Source organism: Yersinia massiliensis CCUG 53443 (assembly GCF_000312485.1).
GTDB lineage: Bacteria > Pseudomonadota > Gammaproteobacteria > Enterobacterales > Enterobacteriaceae > Yersinia > Yersinia massiliensis.
This window is the reverse complement of the sequence record NZ_HE997645.1, coordinates 69,082-86,832: the sequence shown is the minus strand read 5'-3', so window position 1 is coordinate 86,832 and position 17,751 is coordinate 69,082. Positions and strand designations below refer to the sequence as shown.

Genomic DNA, 17,751 nt, shown 5'->3' with positions numbered 1-17,751 from the left:
TAGATCAGCGCGACTTAGTCATCTGTTGCTGCTTGCGGGCTGGCAACAGAATGGCGTCGCACCAGTGTCGGGCTAAACATATTGGTGATCTCGGGCAACGGAGTATGGTTGGCCAGCGCCAATGCTAACTCGGCGGCTTGTGTCGCCATCGCCACTACCGGGTAGCGAATGGTCGTCAATCGAGGGCGTAAATAGCGCGAGATCAAAACATCGTCAAAACCGATCAGTGAGATCTCTTGTGGCACTTCAATACTGTTATCGCTCAGTACCGATAGCGCGCCAGCGGCCATTGAGTCGTTATAACAGGTGACTGCGGTGAAGTGCTTACCACGACCGAGCAGGTCGGTCATGGCTTGCTCCCCCCCTATCTCATCCGGCGTACCGTAAGAAATTAAGCGGTCATCCACAGCGATATCAAACTCTTTTAATGCATCCAAATAACCTTGCAGGCGATCAATGGCATCGGAAATCTGGTGATTGGAGCAAATTATGGCTATCCGTTTATGCCCTTGCTGAATCAAATGTCGGGTTGCCAACCACGCGCCGTAGCGGTCATCTAATGCGACACAGCGGCTCTCAAAGCCAGGGAGGGTACGATTGATCAGCACCATGCCGGGGATCTGCTCCATTAAGGACGTCAATTCTTCATCGGATAATTTTTTGGCATGTACCACTAGCGCAGCACAGCGGTGGCGGATCAACTGCTCGATGGCTTGGCGTTCTTTCTCTTCATCATGGTAACCGTTACCAATGAGCAGAAAATTACCGGTGGCGTAAGCCACTTGTTCTACCGCTTTAACCATCGAACCAAAGAAGGGGTCGGACACATCAGAAACAATCATGCCGACAGTTTCTGTGGATTTCTGGGCCAGTGCACGGGCATTGGCATTGGGGTGATACTGCAACTGCTCCATGGCGCTACATACCGCCATACGTGATGCTTCGCTGGCCTTAGGGGAATTATTGATAACACGAGATACCGTCGCGACGGAAACACCCGCCAGCTTGGCAACATCCTTAATAGTGGCCATTTTTCTTCCAGAGATTTTCAGGGTAATCGCTTACATTACTCAGTTTTGCGGAAAACAGTCTTGCCCGCAAGAGGGGATGATCGCAACTTAGTAAGAAAAAACTCAAGAAAGGAAAAATAGGCATATTCGTGGTTGCTTTCCGCATTTTTGATGTGTCCGGTCGGTGGCACTTGTCTTAGTACCAAAGGATTATCTTTAGTCAAAATTGTGCTTTGGTTTAATGGCTCGATGAATGCTACGGTTATGATCTATTTAATCGCCTGAGATAGCCATGACCATCACCCGTTACCCCCAGCTTGCCCACTGGGGCGCTTATACTGCTGTCGTTGAAGATGGCAAGTTGATCCGTTGTGAACCCTTTGCCGATGATTCAAACCCTTCGCCACTGTTGGAATCCATCACGCCGATGGTTTATTCCGATAAACGTATTCGTAAGCCAGCCATTCGTCGCTCATGGCTGCAACAACGGGAAAAAAGTGACCGTACACTGCGTGGGCGAGAAGATTTTGTCGAGGTGGATTGGGATGTTGCGCTGGATTTAGTCGCAGAAGAAAATCGGCGAGTCAGGGATCGCTATGGCCCTTCTGGGCTATTTACCGGTTCTTACGGCTGGTCTTCTGCTGGGCGTTTACATCATGCGCGCTCATTAGTTCGGCGTTTCTATTTCGGCGGCGGTGGTGGTGTTGACCAAATGGGCAATTACAGTTGGGGATCCGCGCAGTTCTTCTTGCCCTATGTCATTGGCACTTTTACCCCACTGACCGGCAGAGTAACGTCATGGCCGAGTGTCGTTGAGCACTGCGAATTGTTTATTGCCTTTGGCGGTTTGGCACTGAAGAACGCTCAAGTTTCTTCCGGCGGTTCAGCGGAACATTCCCTGAAACCGTGGTTAGAGAAACTGGCGCAAAAGGGCACACCCGTCATTAACATCAGTCCGATGCGGGATGATTGTCCTGATTTTGTGAATGCAGAATGGATACCTATTCGTCCAAATACTGATGTAGCGTTGATGCTGGCACTGGCTTATGAGATTCAACGCGTTGATGCGCAGGATGAATCTTTTCTGGCGAGCCATTGTGTCGGCTATGAGCAATTAGCGGATTATATCCGTGGCATCAATGATGGTGTGGCTAAAACGCCAGAGTGGGCCAGTGAGATAACCGGTATTCCTGCCGCGAGAATCGCTCAATTAGCACAACAACTGATTGGTGTGCGCAGTTTTATGACCTGCTCCTATTCCGTGCAGCGCGCCCATCGTGGCGAACAGCCTTACTGGATGGTAATTGCGTTATCGGCGATGTTAGGGCAAGTCGGGTTGCCGGGTGGGGGATTCTCCTTTGGGCATGGCTCCATGAATGGGGTCGGTAACCCGCGTATAGACACCTCTGGACCCATGATGCCGGTAGGCAAAAATCCATCTGGGCTGGCCATTCCGGTGGCAAGGATTTGTGACATGCTGCTGCAACCGGGGCAGCCATATCAATTTCAGGGGGAAACCCACACCTACCCCGATATTCATTTAGTGCATTGGGCGGGTGGGAATCCATTCCATCACCATCAACAGCTCAATCGGTTGGTGGAAGGGTGGCAAAAACCTGACACGGTCATTGTGCAGGATATCTGGTGGACGCCAGCGGCTAAAATGGCCGATATCGTGCTGCCGGTCACCAGTTCGCTAGAACGTAATGATATTGGTGGGTCATCGAGAGATCGCTATGTTTTGGCGATGCATCAGGCGATTGCACCGCAACATCAAGCCCGCAACGACTTTGATATATTCGCCGATCTGGCTGAACGGCTAGGTTATCGTGACGCCTTTACCGAAGGTCGCGATGAAATGGCGTGGATTCGACATATTTACCAAGAATGTGGCGTAGCTCAACAGCCTCATGGGGTTGAATGGCCTGATTTTGAGACATTTTGGCAACGGGGTCATGTTGACTTGCCAGCGCCGGAAAAAGAATTCGTGTTCTTTGATAGCTTCCGCGAAGATCCGCAGTTGCACCCATTGCAAACCCCCAGTGGCAAGATTGAATTATTCAGTGAGAAAATCGCCGGTTATCAATATGCCGATTTTGCGCCACATGCTGAGTGGAAGCCGCCAGTCGAATGGCTAGGTGCTCCCGAGGCCGAGCAGTGGCCACTGCATTTGATCTCAATTCAACCGGCCGATCGTTTGCACAGTCAACTTGATCCCGCCCCCTTGGCTCAGGGGAATAAAACCGCTGGCCGTGAAACACTCTATATGCATCCACAAGATGCCGCTCGCCGCCAGATTACCGAGGGCAGTCAGGTGCAGGTCAGTAACTTACGGGGCAGATGCCTCGCGGGCGTGCGTATTACTGATGGAGTGACACGAGGCGTCGTATTGATGGCGACCGGTGCTTGGTTTGATCTCGGTTTTGGTGGCAAACAGCACCAAGTTGAACAATCAGGTAATCCTAATGTGTTGACGTTGGATATTGGGACCTCGAGGTTGACTCAAGGGCCGAATGCGATGAGTTGCCTGGTCGAAGTCACATTGAGTGAATAGGGCTTGTACGACAATGAATTACAAACCTTTTCGCTACGCTGACAATGTTCACCACTGGTTACACTTTGCACGCAAATGTTTCGATTGCTCGCTGGCTGTGGCGTCTCACAAACGGATATCCTGACTGTCCCAGAGGTATTAATTGGTGAGTAATCAACATACGCTGTGTGTTAAAAGCCAGTTTTTTATTTGCACCGACCTACGCAGATGCGTAGGTTTTTTTTTATTTGTTCATTCCTACCTCTCTTTTCAGCGAGTCCTTAAAGATCAACTCGCCTCAAATAGAGTATTCTCTCTTTATCATATTCATTAGGTTATAGAGAGATAGACATGGTTTCTCGTTTTCTGCGCGCACTCCTGCGCCGACTATTTCGCGTGACTGTCGAAGGCATCACCGACCAATTCACACACCCAAAACTGCTGATTACCCCAAATCATGTCTCCTTTCTTGATGGTATGTTGCTCGCGCTATTTCTGCCGATAAAACCCGTTTTTGCGGTTTATACCAGTGTGACGGAAAGTTGGTTTATGCGTTGGCTGAAGCCCTATGTGGATTTCGTTGCACTTGATCCCACCAATCCCATGGCAATTAAACACTTGGTTCGAATGGTTGAACAGGGACGTCCGGTAGTGATATTCCCCGAAGGGCGTATCACGGTGACCGGCTCGTTGATGAAAATCTACGATGGCGCCGCCTTTGTTGCTGCAAAATCGGGTGCAATGGTGGTTCCTATCCGATTGGAAGGCCCTGAATTTAGCCGTTTTGGCCGATTGGCTGACGTATTTAAAGTTCGTTGGTTCCCGAAAATAAGCATTTATGTTTTACCGGCTACCCGCTTACCGATGCCGCAAGCGGCGCGTGCTCGTGAAAGGCGAATACTGGCAGGTGAACAGTTACATACCATTATGATGAATGCGCGTATGGCTATCGTGCCACGGGAAACGTTATTTGAAGCGCTATTAGCGGCACAAACCCGTTATGGGCGTTTTAAGCCCTGCATCGAAGATGTTTCCTTCAAAGAAGATAGCTACCATACACTGCTGAAAAAAACGCTCGGTGTCAGCCGTATCTTGCAACGCTTTACCGCATCGGGTGAACACGTGGGCATGCTGCTACCAAACGCGACTATCACGGCCGCGGCGATTTTCGGCGCATCACTGAGTGGCCGTATACCCGCCTTGCTGAATTACACCTCGGGTGCCAAAGGGCTAAAGAGTGCGATTACCGCCGCCTCATTGAAAACTATCGTGACATCGCGCCAGTTTCTGGAAAAAGGCAAACTCACTCATCTGCCTGAGCAAGTAACAGAGGCAAATTGGGTTTATCTGGAAGACTTAAAAGACACGGTGACACTCGCAGATAAACTCTGGATTCTATTCCACTTGTGCTGCCCACGCCGCGCGATGCTACCACAGCAAGCAGACGACAAGGCGTTGATTTTGTTTACTTCCGGTTCAGAAGGTCACCCTAAAGGGGTGGTTCATTCACATGCCAGCTTATTGGCGAACGTTGAGCAAATCCGCACCATTGCTGACTTTACGCCACGCGACCGCTTTATGTCGTCACTGCCATTGTTCCATGCGTTTGGTTTGACGGTTGGCTTGTTCACTCCGTTGATGACCGGTAGCCGCGTATTTCTTTACCCAAGCCCACTGCATTATCGCGTCGTCCCTGAACTGGTCTATGACCGTAACTGTACCGTACTGTTTGGCACCTCTACCTTCCTTGGGAATTATGCCCGCTTCGCCCATCCTTATGATTTTGCTCGCTTGCGCTATGTGGTGGCTGGGGCTGAAAAGTTAGCCGAAAGCACAAAACAGATTTGGCAGGATAAGTTCGGTATCCGTATTCTGGAAGGCTATGGTGTCACTGAATGTGCGCCGGTTGTGGCCATCAATGTGCCGATGGCGGCAAAAGTGAATACGGTAGGCCGTATTCTACCGGGAATGGAATCACGCTTGATTAAGGTACCGGGCATAGAGCAAGGCGGCCGCTTGCAATTACGTGGGCCGAACATTATGCGTGGCTACCTGCGAGTAGAAAACCCTGGCGTGCTGGAACAACCCTCTGCTGAAAATGCGCAAGGCGAACGCGAGATGGGTTGGTATGACACAGGTGATATTGTCGCCATCGATGAGCAAGGATTCTGCGCTATTCGCGGCCGAATGAAACGTTTTGCTAAATTGGCGGGGGAAATGGTTTCACTGGAGAGCGTTGAACAACTAGCGATAAAAATCTCGCCAGACGGTCAACACGCCGCCGCTGCGAAAACCGACAGCGCCAAAGGAGAAGCCTTGGTCTTGTTTACCACCGACAGCGAAATCACGCGTGAGCAATTGATTAAAACGGCGCGAGAAAGTGGTGTGCCGGAGTTGGCTGTTCCACGTGATATCCGAGTGGTGAAAGCACTGCCGTTGCTCGGTAGCGGCAAACCTGACTTTGTGACACTCAGCAAAATGGCAGAAGATCCGGAGATGAGTCTATGAGTCAGCAAGTGCTAGATGATAAGCCTCTATTATCCAGAGGGATGATTGCCGTTCTTGGCGCACAGTTTTTCTCCGCATTTGGCGATAATGCATTACTTTTCGCTACCTTGGCATTGATCAAACAGCAGTTATATCCCGACTGGAGCCAGCCTATTTTGCAGATGGCTTTCGTGGCGACGTACATCATTCTGGCTCCTTTTGTCGGGCAGTTTGCCGATAGCTTCGCAAAAGGACGGGTGATGATGGTCGCGAACGGCTTGAAGTTGGCGGGCGCGCTGGTGATTTGTTTCGGATTTAATCCATTTTTGGGCTACAGCTTAGTGGGCGTGGGGGCTGCGGCTTATTCACCGGCTAAGTATGGCATCTTAGGCGAGCTCACTTCGGGTGAGCAACTGGTCAAAGCCAATGGCATGATGGAAGCTTCAACGATTGCGGCCATCTTACTCGGTTCGGTTGCGGGTGGAATACTGGCAGATTGGCATTTAGGTGCAGCTTTAGGCGCTTGTGCGCTGGTGTATGCCATTGCCGTCGTTGCCAATCTCTTTATCCCTCGCTTAGCGGCTGCCCGTGCAGGTAGCTCATGGCGACCTCGCGCTATGACCAGCAGCTTCTTTAGCGCGTGCCGACTTTTATGGCGCGATGGCGAAACCCGTTTCTCTCTGGCAGGAACCAGTCTCTTCTGGGGGGCGGGGGTCACATTACGTTTCCTGCTCGTGCTCTGGGTGCCTATTGCGTTAGGTATTACCGATAACACCACGCCCACTCTGCTCAATGCGATGGTAGCAATAGGGATTGTGGTGGGGGCGGGGGCTGCTGCGCGTTTTGTCACGCTTAAAACGGTGAAACGCTGCTTGCCTGCGGGCGTGTTGATCGGTGTGGTTGTGGCCATTTTTGCTTTGCAACACAGCATGCCAATGGCTTATTTACTGTTGATCATCATCGGGATTTTAGGCGGATTCTTTGTCGTACCTCTTAATGCGTTACTACAAGAGCGGGGCAAACAGAGTGTTGGAGCCGGTAATGCGATTGCTGTGCAGAACCTAGGTGAGAACACCGCCATGCTAGTGATGCTAGGGCTGTTTTCCGTCGTGGTGAAACTGGGTGTCCCTGTGGTCGTTGTCGGCGTAGGCTTTGGCGTGATATTCGCCTTAGCCATCGCATTGCTTTGGGGTTGGCAGTGGCGGCAACTGCGCCGTAAAACAGTGGAGTAATGTGCTAGTTAAACTAAAGGCCGCAATCTGCGGCCTTTTTGCGATTAGAACGCGGGTAAATTAAGGGGCAGGGAAGGTGAAACGAGTATGGATCTCTTCCAATGCATCCAATACTTCTTGGCTTAAGACGACATCTTGGCTATCGATATTACTCTTTAGCTGTTCAAGCGTCGTGGCACCCAACAACGTACTGGCGACGAAAGGTTGCTGGCGAACGAAGGCCAGCGCCATCTGTGCCGGATCGAGGCCATGATGTTTTGCTACTGCCACATATTCAGCCACGGCTAACTGGGCTTGCTTACCGGTATAACGAGTGAAACGGCTGTATAGGGTATTACGCGCCCCTGTGGGCTTGGCCCCATTCAGGTATTTGCCGCTCAAGGTGCCGAAAGCAAGGCTAGAATAAGCGAGTAGTTCAATCCCTTCATGCTGGCTGATTTCTGCTAATCCCACCTCAAAGCTGCGATTAAGCAGGCTGTAAGGGTTTTGAATTGAAACGATACGGGGTAAATCATGCTTTTCCGCCAACTGCAAATACCGCATGACGCCCCATGGTGTTTCATTTGAGACACCGATATAGCGGATTTTACCGGCTCGCACTTGCTCATTCAGCGCTTCTAGCGTCTCAAGCAAGGTCACTACAGCGGTATGTTCGCTATAGCGATAATTTAGCTTGCCGAAACAGTTCGTCTCCCGCTGCGGCCAATGTAATTGATAAATATCGAGATAATCAGTATTGAGCCGCCGTAGGCTATCTTCCAACGCAATGCGGATATTTTTGCGATCCAGTGCCATATTCGGGCGGATCGGTTGATCACTTCCCCGCGATGGCCCAGAAACTTTGCTGGCTAAAATGATTTTATCGCGACTACCGCGCGCCTTTATCCAGTTACCGATGTATTGCTCAGTTAACCCTTGGGTTTCTGGCTTCGGAGGAACCGGATACATTTCTGCGGTGTCGATTAAGTTAATACCGGCTGCAACGGCATAATCCAGTTGAGCATGGGCATCGGCTTCACTGTTTTGTTCACCAAAAGTCATGGTGCCCAAGCCCAGTAGGCTGACTTCGAGTGAAGTGTGGGGGATACGATGATATTGCATTGCCGACCTTCCTTAATGTCTGAAATTATCAGGCCATACCCGATGTCCTTGGCGTTGCTGTCCGCCAATAATTTGGGGTATTAGTCAAACCCGCCTTATTCGACTATAACGAAGCGTGAGTGCAGGGGAAAGCATGTCAGGCGAAAGTGTAGAAAAAAGTGGGAAACGGGCGCGTAGAAACGCACCCGAAGAGGATTATGCTTTTTTATCCACTGGCTTACTTTTCTTCCCTCGCATGAGATTGAGGGTTTCAACGCCCATTGAGAAGAACATGGCGAAGTAAATGTAGCCTTTTGGAATGTGAATTTGGAAACTTTCTAGCATCAGCGTGAAGCCAACTAAAATCAGGAAAGACAGCGCCAACATCTTGACGGACGGGTGGCGATTAACAAATTCACCAATCGGCCTAGCGGCAAACATCATCACGCCCACAGAAATCACCACCGCAGCCATCATAATAAACAGATGGTCAGACAGCCCAACAGCCGTGATGACGGAGTCCAAGCTAAAGATGATATCCAGCAGCATGATTTGGACAATGGCACCAAAGAATGAGCTAACGTTACTGGAATGTTCAGTATCACTGCCTTCAATGGTTTCATGGATTTCTTTGCTGGCCTTCCAGATCAGGAATAACCCCCCCAACAGCAGAATCAAGTCCCGCATGGAAACGCCATGTCCAGCGATGCTAAACAGTGGCTCCGTCAGGCGAATGACCCAAGCAATCGAAGCCAGTAATGCCAAGCGCATTAACATTGCCCCAGCTAAACCGATACGACGGGCTTTGTTTTGTTGCGCTTTAGGTAATTTTGCGACCACCAAAGAAAGGAAAATAATATTGTCTATCCCGAGAACAATCTCAAGGATAGTTAACGTGCCCAGCGCCAACCAGGCATTTGGATCGGCAATCCACTCAAACATTGCGCCTTTACACCTTACGGAAACACAAAAACACAATTATACGCTTTTATTTATGAATCGGAATATATCCGACGTAATTACCATAATGAATTGACGGGAAGTAATATCAATTACGGTGATGCTTTATAACAAAAAATGGCGGGCCAGCATGGGGCCAGTGAAGGTCTTTTTCAGATAAAAGCCTCGGGGTAATGTCATGATGGGCTGCCCCTGTTCACCAATGGCTTCCGTTAATGCACGGCTATTGGCGGCCTTGGGACGTAACTGCAAAACTTCGCCATGGCGCGCGGTGATCGTTTCGACTTTACCTAAAACGATAAGGTCCATTAATTCTTCCCAGTCGCGGCGCAGTAATTCTTCCTCTTCGGCATTAGGGCTCCACAACAATGGCGCGCCGACTCTGCGTTGTGCTAACGGAATTTGCCGCTCTCCTTCGACTGGCACCCAGAGAACGCGGGCCAATTTATGCCGCACGTGGCTATTTTCCCAAGTGATGCCACTATTACCTGTCAGTGGTGCGACACACACAAAAGTGGTTTCCAAGGGCTTACCCTGAGCACTAATGGGGATGGTTTTTAGCTCAATCCCAATATCTGCAAAATCTTGTTCAGGTTTGCTGCCTGCACTGGCCCCTAGATAGTACTCCAGCAACATGCCAACCCATCCTTTCACACGTTTCAAGTCTACAGGGATATCCCATTGAGCACGTGTTGCCAGCTCTCCAAGCGTAAAACCGGACAAGGTTTCAGCGCGTTGGAAAAGTTGATGTTCATCTGTAGGTGGAGGGGGTGGCAGTGAATAAACAGACATGGGTAGCAACCTGTTAAAATCGGTTAAAAAACAAACTGAATTAAAAGTGATAGTATTTGTATCGTTGCCCTATAGGGTAGGCGTTAATAATAGCATGATTTAACGGGGTTTTTCTTTCCGCTTATGCCTGAAATACTTTTATTCAGGCTATCTTGTACACCTGCTAATCGTAATAATGAACAGGATCTTACACCTATTTATCCACAGATTTATTGGATAACCTCATTAAATCGCGATCACTGGTTCAATTTACAGCCTTGACGATCGCCTTTTTTGCGAGTTTTATCCTTTTTTGCATAACTTTGACGCATTATCTGTGGATAAAAACTGCATTGGTGGATCTTTAGCCAGCACCTGATCCAAAACGGATACAGATCACATTTCGGCACCTTAAATACCTGTGGGAAACCTGTTATTTTGTTGAATTTAATCATTTATTTGTTTGGATGTTATTAGCGTAATATTAGCTGGAAATGAGTTGTACCCGCTTTTCCCTAGAGTTCTGCACACCTATATCCACAGAAAAAGTGAATAAAATACGGTAATGCCCCTTCAGGGTGTTTATAACTTTGCTAATATCTGTGAGTTATCCCAGAGTTATCAGGTTTTACTGTCTGATAAGCAGTGGTTTACCGGCTGTTACTAGTGTGAAACAATCAGAGCATCTTTACGTTTTAAGTTTATCGAGGTAGTCCGGTGATCGATGATGATGGCTACCGCCCTAACGTGGGTATCGTAATTTGTAATCGGCAAGGCGAAGTGTTGTGGGCCAGACGATACGGTCAGCACTCTTGGCAGTTTCCGCAAGGGGGGATCAACCCCGGAGAAACACCAGAGCAGGCGATGTATCGCGAACTTTTTGAAGAGGTCGGCCTTAACAAAAAGGATGTTCGAATTCTGGCTTCAACCCGTAACTGGTTACGTTATAAATTACCCAAACGTTTGGTGCGTTGGGATACAAAGCCGGTGTGCATCGGCCAAAAGCAGCGGTGGTTTCTGCTACAGTTAATGTGTAATGAAGCCGATATCAACATGCAACGCAGTAGTACCCCGGAGTTTGATGGCTGGCGGTGGGTCAGTTATTGGTATCCGGTGCGTCAGGTGGTGTCTTTTAAACGTGATGTCTATCGTCGCGTCATGAAAGAGTTTGCCCCAACCGTCATGCCTGTGCAGGAGGTTGCTCCGCCACGGGTGCCACCTGCTTATCGCCGTAAAAGAGGTTAAGTTAAGCCGATCATGCTGATGCGTTTGCGAGAAATAGTTGAGAAAGTGGCGATGGCAACCAGCCTAACGGATGCGTTAGAGCTGTTGGTCAATGAAACTTGTCTTGCGATGGACACGGAAGTCTGCTCGATTTATCTGGCAGATAATGACCGCCGTTGTTACTACCTGATGGCGACTCGGGGCTTGAAAAAGCCCCGTGGTCGCATCATCACACTGGCTTTCGACGAAGGTATCGTTGGGCTAGTAGGGCGTTTGGCCGAGCCGATTAACTTGGCAGATGCTCAGAGTCACCCCAGCTTTAAATATGTTCCGCAAGTTAAAGAGGATCGCTTCCGCGCATTTCTTGGGGTACCTATTATCTATCGCCGCCAGTTACTGGGCGTGCTGGTGGTTCAACAGCGTGAGCATCGCCAATTTGATGAGAGCGAAGAGTCGTTCATGGTCACGCTGGCAACACAGCTTGCCGGTATTCTTTCTCAATCTCAGCTTAATGCCATTTTCGGCCAATATCGGCAAACGCGAATTCGTGCGCTGGCTGCCGCACCGGGTGTGGCGGTTGCTGAAGGGTGGCAGGATACCTCCCAGCCTTCACTTGATCTGGTTTATGAAGCCTCAACCCTCGATACCGTTCAGGAACGCGAACGTCTGACTCAAGCGCTGGAAGAAGCTGCGGCTGAGTTTCGTCGTTTCAGTAAGCGTTTTTCTGCCAGCTCACAAAAAGAGAGCGCGGCAATTTTCGATCTCTATTCCCACTTGTTAAATGACGCTCGCCTAAAGCGTGAGCTTTTCGCACAAATTGATGCGGGCTCCGTGGCCGAATGGGCTGTTAAACAGGTGGTTGAACAATTTGCAGCGCAATTTGCCAGCTTGCAAGATACCTATATGCGCGAACGAGCCAGTGATTTACGGGCATTAGGTTTGCGCTTGCTATTCCACCTCGATGACAGCACTTCCGGCGCCAGCCAATGGCCTGAGCGGTTTGTTTTGGTGGCCGATGAACTGACCGCAACATTGCTAGCGGAAGTGCCGCAAGATCGCTTGGCCGGTGTTGTCGTCCGTGACGGTGCCGCTAACTCCCATGCTGCCATTCTCGTGCGCGCGATGGGTATTCCGACCGTAATGGGAGCCGATATCCAGCCCGCATTGTTGAATCAGCGGTTATTGATCGTTGATGGTTACCGCGGTGAAGTGCTGGTTGACCCTGAACCTGTGCTGATCAAAGAGTACCAGCGGTTAGTAACCGAAGAGATTGAACTTAGCAAACTGGCTGAGGATGATGTCGAACGGCCTGCTGCTCTGAAAAGTGGCGAGCGGATCCAGGTCATGCTGAACGCAGGTCTTAGCCCTGAACATGAAAAACTGCTCGGTGGGCGGGTTGATGGCGTGGGCCTGTATCGCACAGAAATTCCGTTCATGTTGCAAAGTGGTTTCCCATCGGAAGAGGAACAAGTTGCGCAGTACCAAGGTATGTTGCAGCTTTATCCTAATAAATCAGTCACATTGCGCACCTTGGACATCGGTGCTGATAAGCAACTGCCTTACATGCCCATCAGTGAAGAGAACCCTTGTTTAGGCTGGCGCGGTATTCGCATCACGCTCGATCAGCCAGAGATCTTCCTGATCCAAGTCAGAGCAATGCTTCGTGCTAATGCTGGTACGGGTAATCTGGGGATTTTATTACCGATGATCACCAGTCTGGAAGAGGTTGATGAAGCCAAACGGTTGATTGACCGTGCTGGGCGTGAAGTTCAAGAAGAGCTTGGCTACGAATTACCACAGCCGAAATTGGGTGTGATGATTGAAGTCCCCGCGATGATTTTTATGCTGCCTTACCTAAAATCGCGGGTCGATTTTATCTCGGTTGGCACTAATGATTTAACACAGTATTTGTTGGCGGTAGATCGCAATAATACCCGTGTTGCCTCGCTTTATGACAGTTTGCACCCTTCGGTGCTACAAGTGCTCAGCCACATTTTGACGCAAGCGACACAATCAGGTTTACAGGTCAGTTTATGTGGTGAAATGGCGGGTGATCCTATGGGCGCGTTATTATTGGTGGGACTAGGCTATCGCAATCTCAGTATGAATGGCCGTAGTGTAGCGCGCATAAAATACCTGCTGCGCAATATCGATTTAGTTGATGCGCAAGCGCTGGCTGAGCGGGTACTCGCAGCCCAGATGACGACGGATGTGCGCCACTTAACTGCTGCGTTTATGGAGCGCAGAGGATTGGGAGGGTTGATTCGCGGCGGTAAGTAACTCATCACTTGAAGCACCTTGGGAACAATGAGCTTCAATTTGTGGAAGAAAATACTTTATCACTGCGTTTAGCTATATCGCTGCGTTTAACTATCGGCATTACATGGGGCTTAAGCGGTGGCTTCCTTTCAGGATATGGCTGTTTACACAACTTTTCCTTCAGGTGCGCCCCTGAGTCAGCTTGGGCTATGCTATTATGCGCAACCTGCAGTCCTCACTGGGTAACAACACGTGTTTCCCCAAAAACAATACGTGTCTCCCTAAAAACAATAGACATTCCGTGGTGATAGATGAGCAATAGCTATCTGGCGTTTCCGAAATTTGATCCGGTCATTTTCTCCGTTGGCCCGGTTTCCCTTCATTGGTATGGCCTGATGTACTTGGTGGGTTTTGTCTTCGCCATGTGGTTGGCCGTTCGTCGGGCCAATAAGCCAGGCAGTGGTTGGACAAAAGAAGAAGTTGAAAACCTCCTTTATGCTGGATTCCTCGGTGTGTTTGTCGGTGGTCGAGTGGGCTACGTTCTGTTCTATAACTTGCCTCTGTTTCTCGATAACCCTCTTTACCTGTTTAAAGTCTGGGATGGCGGAATGTCATTCCACGGTGGCTTGATTGGTGTTATCTGTGTGATGTTGTGGTTCGCCCGCCGCACCAAGCGCCATTTCTTCCAAGTTGCCGACTTTATGGCGCCTCTGATTCCTTTCGGCTTAGGTGCTGGTCGTCTTGGTAACTTTATCAATGGTGAATTATGGGGGCGTGTCACGACCGATACCCCGTGGGCCATGTTATTCCCGACCTCTCGTGGTGAAGATATCGCGATTGTTGCCGCAGATCCGGCGAAATGGCAGGCAATATTCAATCAGTACGGTGTATTGCCACGCCATCCCTCACAGCTATATGAAATGATCCTTGAAGGGGTGGTGTTGTTTATCATCCTGAATCTGTTTATCCGCAAACCACGCCCGATGGGCAGTGTTTCTGGCCTGTTCCTGATTGGCTATGGTGTGTTCCGCATTATCGTAGAATGCTTCCGCCAGCCAGATGCTCAGCTTGGTTTGTTCGACGGCGTGATCAGCATGGGGCAGATCCTGTCTGTACCTATGATTCTGGCCGGTATCATTATGATGATTTGGGCGTATCGCCGTCCTGCGCAACAACTTTCGTGAGGTAACATGAAACAGTATCTGGATTTGATGAAAAAAGTGCTGGAAGAAGGCACCCCTAAAGATGACCGTACCGGAACGGGAACCGTGTCGATTTTTGGGCATCAGATGCGTTTCAATTTACAAGACGGTTTCCCTCTAGTCACAACCAAGCGCTGCCATTTGCGCTCGATCATTCATGAGCTGTTATGGTTCCTCAATGGTGATACCAATATTGCCTATCTGAAGGAAAATAACGTCTCGATTTGGGATGAGTGGGCTGATGAGAACGGTGACCTTGGCCCTGTGTATGGTAAGCAATGGCGTGCATGGGGGGCCGCTGATGGTCGTCAGATTGACCAACTTAGCAATGTGGTAAAACAGCTTAAGCAGGACCCTAATTCACGTCGCATCATCGTGTCTGCTTGGAATGTGGGTGAACTCGATCAAATGGCATTGGCACCTTGTCATGCATTCTTCCAGTTCTACGTGGCAAACGGTAAGCTTTCTTGCCAGTTATACCAACGTTCTTGTGACGTGTTCCTCGGCTTGCCATTCAACATTGCCAGTTATGCGTTACTGATACACATGATGGCGCAACAATGTGATTTAGATGTCGGTGATTTTGTTTGGACAGGTGGTGATACTCACTTGTACAGCAATCACATCGAGCAAACACATCTGCAATTGAGCCGCGAGCCACGGACGTTGCCGAAATTGATCATCAAACGTAAGCCTGACTCTTTGTTTGATTACCACTTCGATGATTTTGAAATTGAAGGATACGATCCGCATCCGGGAATTAAAGCCCCAATAGCGATTTAATCCTTGAACCGGAGCCGCAATGGCTCCGGTTTACTTACCAGAAACTCCCCGTTACCTCTCCCTTCGGTATAAAAATGCGAGCTTCGCCGCACTATCTTTTGCATTCATGCTGCCGCAAAAAGAATTTTGCGTAACGTTTCCAGACTCGACAATAAGCCACTAGACCTCTCATTTTCGTGACGTAAACTCGCGGCATGAAAACCTCTATGACATTGAAAGAAGTAGAACTATCCAAGGATATTCACTTAATAAGACAAAAGGGTATCAGCCTCATTGAGCTGTTGGTGGTTATTGCCTTGGTCGGCGTGATGGCGACATGGGGCGCACAAAGTTGGCACCATTACCGGCAGAGAGAAAGGCTCGCTGATAGCGCACGTCAGCTACTGGCCTACTTAACGCTTTTACAAGCGCAAACCAATCGCAGTAATGGCACGGCATTATTGTGGGTACAACACACTGGGCAAGGGTGCCTAGGATGGGGGCATCGACCTAATACAGCATGCTCAGCGTTGGCTGGCGATACATTTATCCCACCACATCCTGATGTGGCTATCACTTTTTCACTGCATAAAAATATTGGTTTCTACGGGATAAGAAATACAGCCCAAGCAGGAAATATCATGCTCAGTAACCCCGCAGGACGTATTCGATTGATTATTTCCAGTAGAGGCAGAATGAGGTTGTGCAGTGAAGGTGAGTCAATATCAGGTATCTCCCCATGCCAAAAGTAATCAGAAAATCTGTAGAGCTCACTTTGGTGCAGAGTGAGCCAAAATACATGGCAGGTTTTACGCTGCCCGAAATGATGTTGGCATTAAGTATTGGCAGCATGATTATGCTTGCCGCGACTCAAGTGTTTCCAACATTGCGTCACCACATCACATTGCTACAACAGCGTTATCATCTGGAGTTGATACTGAGTCAGGCTATGGCGGTGCTAGAGAAAGATTTACGGCGTGCTGGTTTTTGCCATGGTGAGTGTCAGGGGAACGCGATTACCACACACAATTATTCAGGCGAAATGCCCGATTCTTGTCTGATCGTTGCGTATGACCTTAACCGCAATGGCCGATGGGAGGGGGAGGAGCATACTGAATCCGAATATTTTGGTTACCGCTTACGTAATAAGGGATTAGAGGCCCAGCGAGGCGAACGTAATTGTGCTGGCAGCCGTTGGGAAAATATATTTGACCCAAAAGAGGTCACCATCACGCACTTTTCTGTACGTAGATTACCTGAACACGCTTCAGCTCAAATATATACCGTGCAATTAGCGGGGCAAAAAACAGCTCATTCAGCCGTCCGTCATCAGCTTATTTATACGATACGTGGCAATAATTTATGAAGCAGAGCGATCTGCGGGGAGCCAGTACTTTAACGGCTATTGCCGTACTTTTTGCACTTGGCTTATTGCTGTTATCCGCTCTGCATCGCCAATTGGACAACATTCAGCAAATTACCGCTGTGGATAAGCGTTACCTGTCGGCATTTAATCAGGCAACATCGTCATTGAATTGGGGGATCAGTCAGCGTTGGTTATTCACTTTGGTAAGGCACACTAATGCAGCATGGCATTGTCAGGAAAAACAGTTAATTGGCTTAAAGGCTTGTATCAAACCAGCCTCACTGGCGGGATTTTATATTCTTAGAGGTGAGAGTCAGTCCATTGGTACAACTCCCCCTTTGATCTTGTACCAACGTGTCAAACTGAAGAACAAAAATAACCTCGGCTATCAATTAGTTAAAGATGCTCATGGTTGGTTGGATTTTTGCCCAGATAAGGATGCACAATATTGTATTCATTGAGATATCACCACCAACAACAACTTGCAAAAAAGCCAGGCATTGTCCAAAAGCAACTAGGATTTAGCCTGCCAGAAGCCTTAATTGCCGCACTATTTTTCTCTGTGTCGCTGCTCGGGTTGTTGCAATACCATCAATCACTCTTACAGGGGTTTTCTTCTTTATGGCAACAGCGTCAGGCTTGGTCTTTACTTCATCAGCATATAGACCCTATTGAGCTCGGAATGTTTGATGAGTCACTTATCACTGGAACGATATCAAACGGGATATATCGGCAGTCTATCGGTAGAATTGATGGGGAGTGTACTGAGCTCAATTTTACTCTTGCGGGACAATATCATCAGCGAGTAGCGCTAAGTCGTTGGTTTTGCTCAATGAGTGATAGCTGAATCTCGATAATTGCGGGG

General features: G+C 49.1%; 15 protein-coding genes. 11 read left to right on the top strand and 4 right to left on the bottom strand.

What is annotated here, in order from left to right:
• Positions 1-14: 14 nt before the first annotated feature.
• Positions 15-1,031 carry an HTH-type transcriptional regulator GalR gene (galR, locus tag BN68_RS12960; protein WP_019211582.1) on the bottom strand — a complete coding sequence of 339 codons (1,017 nt, stop codon included), beginning with the start codon at positions 1,029-1,031 and terminating at the stop codon, positions 15-17.
• Positions 1,032-1,302: 271 nt separating this feature from the next.
• On the opposite strand from galR, the gene BN68_RS12955 reads away from it, so the two are divergent.
• The 3 genes from BN68_RS12955 (at position 1,303) to lplT (ending at position 7,262) form a co-directional block, all read left to right on the top strand.
• A complete protein-coding gene (locus tag BN68_RS12955; protein WP_019211581.1) occupies positions 1,303-3,564 on the top strand; it encodes a molybdopterin guanine dinucleotide-containing S/N-oxide reductase in 2,262 nt (753 codons plus the stop codon).
• A gap of 330 nt (positions 3,565-3,894) precedes the next feature.
• The gene (gene aas, locus BN68_RS12950; RefSeq protein ID WP_019211580.1) at positions 3,895-6,051 is read left to right on the top strand and encodes a bifunctional acyl-ACP--phospholipid O-acyltransferase/long-chain-fatty-acid--ACP ligase; all 2,157 of its coding nucleotides are present in this window, start codon (positions 3,895-3,897) and stop codon (positions 6,049-6,051) included.
• Positions 6,048-7,262: a lysophospholipid transporter LplT gene (lplT, locus tag BN68_RS12945; protein ID WP_019211579.1), complete on the top strand. Its 1,215-nt coding sequence runs from the start codon at positions 6,048-6,050 to the stop codon at positions 7,260-7,262. Before aas ends, lplT begins: the two co-directional genes overlap by 4 nt.
• 60 nt (positions 7,263-7,322) lie before the next feature.
• On the opposite strand, the gene BN68_RS12940 is transcribed toward lplT, so the two are convergent.
• The 3 genes from BN68_RS12940 to mutH form a co-directional block, all read right to left on the bottom strand.
• Positions 7,323-8,363, bottom strand: coding sequence for an NADP(H)-dependent aldo-keto reductase (locus BN68_RS12940; protein ID WP_019211578.1), 1,041 nt, complete (start codon positions 8,361-8,363; stop codon positions 7,323-7,325).
• 195 nt (positions 8,364-8,558) lie between these two features.
• A complete protein-coding gene (locus BN68_RS12935) occupies positions 8,559-9,284 on the bottom strand; it encodes a TerC family protein (protein WP_019211577.1) in 726 nt (241 codons plus the stop codon).
• Between the two features lie 123 nt (positions 9,285-9,407).
• Positions 9,408-10,094, bottom strand: a complete 687-nt coding sequence (gene mutH, locus BN68_RS12930; protein ID WP_019211576.1) for a DNA mismatch repair endonuclease MutH — start codon at positions 10,092-10,094, stop codon at positions 9,408-9,410.
• A 696-nt stretch (positions 10,095-10,790) separates the two neighbouring features.
• Here mutH and rppH point away from each other — a divergent pair.
• The 8 genes from rppH (at position 10,791) to BN68_RS12890 (ending at position 17,733) form a co-directional block, all read left to right on the top strand.
• A complete protein-coding gene (gene rppH / locus BN68_RS12925; protein WP_019211575.1) occupies positions 10,791-11,318 on the top strand; it encodes an RNA pyrophosphohydrolase in 528 nt (175 codons plus the stop codon).
• Positions 11,319-11,330: 12 nt separating this feature from the next.
• Complete coding sequence (ptsP, locus tag BN68_RS12920) at positions 11,331-13,577, top strand: phosphoenolpyruvate--protein phosphotransferase (protein WP_019211574.1); 2,247 nt, start codon at positions 11,331-11,333, stop codon at positions 13,575-13,577.
• A gap of 290 nt (positions 13,578-13,867) precedes the next feature.
• A complete protein-coding gene (gene lgt, locus BN68_RS23940; RefSeq protein ID WP_019211573.1) occupies positions 13,868-14,740 on the top strand; it encodes a prolipoprotein diacylglyceryl transferase in 873 nt (290 codons plus the stop codon).
• Positions 14,741-14,746: 6 nt separating this feature from the next.
• Complete coding sequence (thyA, locus tag BN68_RS23935; RefSeq protein WP_019211572.1) at positions 14,747-15,541, top strand: thymidylate synthase; 795 nt, start codon at positions 14,747-14,749, stop codon at positions 15,539-15,541.
• 194 nt (positions 15,542-15,735) lie between these two features.
• Positions 15,736-16,272, top strand: a complete 537-nt coding sequence (locus tag BN68_RS12905; protein ID WP_019211571.1) for a prepilin peptidase-dependent protein — start codon at positions 15,736-15,738, stop codon at positions 16,270-16,272.
• Complete coding sequence (locus BN68_RS12900; RefSeq protein ID WP_019211570.1) at positions 16,260-16,886, top strand: prepilin peptidase-dependent protein; 627 nt, start codon at positions 16,260-16,262, stop codon at positions 16,884-16,886. Before BN68_RS12905 ends, BN68_RS12900 begins: the two co-directional genes overlap by 13 nt.
• A complete protein-coding gene (locus tag BN68_RS12895; RefSeq protein WP_019211569.1) occupies positions 16,883-17,347 on the top strand; it encodes a YgdB family protein in 465 nt (154 codons plus the stop codon). The genes BN68_RS12900 and BN68_RS12895 overlap by 4 nt, the downstream gene beginning before the upstream one ends.
• The gene (locus tag BN68_RS12890) at positions 17,344-17,733 is read left to right on the top strand and encodes a prepilin-type N-terminal cleavage/methylation domain-containing protein (protein ID WP_231294040.1); all 390 of its coding nucleotides are present in this window, start codon (positions 17,344-17,346) and stop codon (positions 17,731-17,733) included. The genes BN68_RS12895 and BN68_RS12890 overlap by 4 nt, the downstream gene beginning before the upstream one ends.
• The last annotated feature ends 18 nt before the right edge of the window (positions 17,734-17,751 follow it).

Bases quoted from the DNA above. Each gene is read 5' to 3' on its own strand.
- ptsP (WP_019211574.1), top strand. From the start codon at position 11,331: ATGCTGATGCGTTTGCGAGAAATAGTTGAGAAAGTGGCGATGGCAACC.
- BN68_RS12900 (WP_019211570.1), top strand. From the start codon at position 16,260: ATGCCAAAAGTAATCAGAAAATCTGTAGAGCTCACTTTGGTGCAGAGT.
- BN68_RS12935 (WP_019211577.1), bottom strand. From the start codon at position 9,284: ATGTTTGAGTGGATTGCCGATCCAAATGCCTGGTTGGCGCTGGGCACG.
- BN68_RS12895 (WP_019211569.1), top strand. From the start codon at position 16,883: ATGAAGCAGAGCGATCTGCGGGGAGCCAGTACTTTAACGGCTATTGCC.
- BN68_RS12905 (WP_019211571.1), top strand. From the start codon at position 15,736: ATGAAAACCTCTATGACATTGAAAGAAGTAGAACTATCCAAGGATATT.
- BN68_RS12940 (WP_019211578.1), bottom strand. From the start codon at position 8,363: ATGCAATATCATCGTATCCCCCACACTTCACTCGAAGTCAGCCTACTG.
- aas (WP_019211580.1), top strand. From the start codon at position 3,895: ATGGTTTCTCGTTTTCTGCGCGCACTCCTGCGCCGACTATTTCGCGTG.
- mutH (WP_019211576.1), bottom strand. From the start codon at position 10,094: ATGTCTGTTTATTCACTGCCACCCCCTCCACCTACAGATGAACATCAA.
- galR (WP_019211582.1), bottom strand. From the start codon at position 1,031: ATGGCCACTATTAAGGATGTTGCCAAGCTGGCGGGTGTTTCCGTCGCG.
- BN68_RS12955 (WP_019211581.1), top strand. From the start codon at position 1,303: ATGACCATCACCCGTTACCCCCAGCTTGCCCACTGGGGCGCTTATACT.
- lgt (WP_019211573.1), top strand. From the start codon at position 13,868: ATGAGCAATAGCTATCTGGCGTTTCCGAAATTTGATCCGGTCATTTTC.
- lplT (WP_019211579.1), top strand. From the start codon at position 6,048: ATGAGTCAGCAAGTGCTAGATGATAAGCCTCTATTATCCAGAGGGATG.
- thyA (WP_019211572.1), top strand. From the start codon at position 14,747: ATGAAACAGTATCTGGATTTGATGAAAAAAGTGCTGGAAGAAGGCACC.